Source organism: Myroides sp. WP-1 (genome assembly GCF_014145635.1).
Lineage (GTDB): Bacteria > Bacteroidota > Bacteroidia > Flavobacteriales > Flavobacteriaceae > Flavobacterium.
In genome coordinates, this window is record NZ_JACHTC010000069.1 from 1 (window position 1) to 662 (window position 662).

2 protein-coding genes are annotated in these 662 nt (G+C 40.9%); both read right to left on the bottom strand.

What is annotated here, in order from left to right:
- Positions 1-189: type IX secretion system membrane protein PorP/SprF (locus tag H4K33_RS16360; protein WP_182650870.1), on the bottom strand; the 189-nt coding region annotated here is incomplete at its 3' end.
- 11 nt (positions 190-200) lie between these two features.
- Positions 201-662 (bottom strand): gliding motility-associated C-terminal domain-containing protein (locus H4K33_RS16365; RefSeq protein WP_182650872.1); only part of this gene is annotated, 462 nt, incomplete at its 5' end.

Here is a 662-nt window from a genome sequence, read left to right on the forward strand (position 1 = left end):
CCCAACCCATTGGGTGCGATACAAGCCAAAGATGTTTAATCCCTCATTACTACCCGCATAAGCAGGGTTGATGTTTGAGTGATTGTACATGTATTGTGTATATTGTGGATCTTGTTGGGCATAGGTCTGCGTAATTCCAAGCAAACCTACGCTAACAAGAGCTATCTTTATTGTGTGTCTTAGTTTCATCTATTTGAGATTTAATTCGTCTCCAAATGTAAATTAGCGGCTTTCTTAATCATGCGACTTCCTGAGGCATCTTGGTATTCGTAAGTAACTACGTAATAATAAGTACCACTTGGTAGTTTCTTGTTCTTGTCTACCGTAACGCGTCCTTCTGAGTACCCTCTAAATACGTTTGAACTTCCGTCACCTGATGGATCATATCCCTTGGTTTCGTATACGCGTACTCCCCAACGGTTGTAAATCTCTACCGTATTGTTCGGGTATTTCTTGATGTTGTCAATGATAAAGTAATCGTTCTTGCCATCGCCATCTGGTGTTACCAAGTTGTAGATAACGATATCTCCATCCAAGATCCAGTCTTTCTTAACTGTCGCTAAGGTGAAGAAACCATAACCTTTTACCGCTGAAACCGTTGTAATTTCTTTACTTGACATATCCACTACGCCGCCTTCATCTACCCACAATTGTTGTTGAGC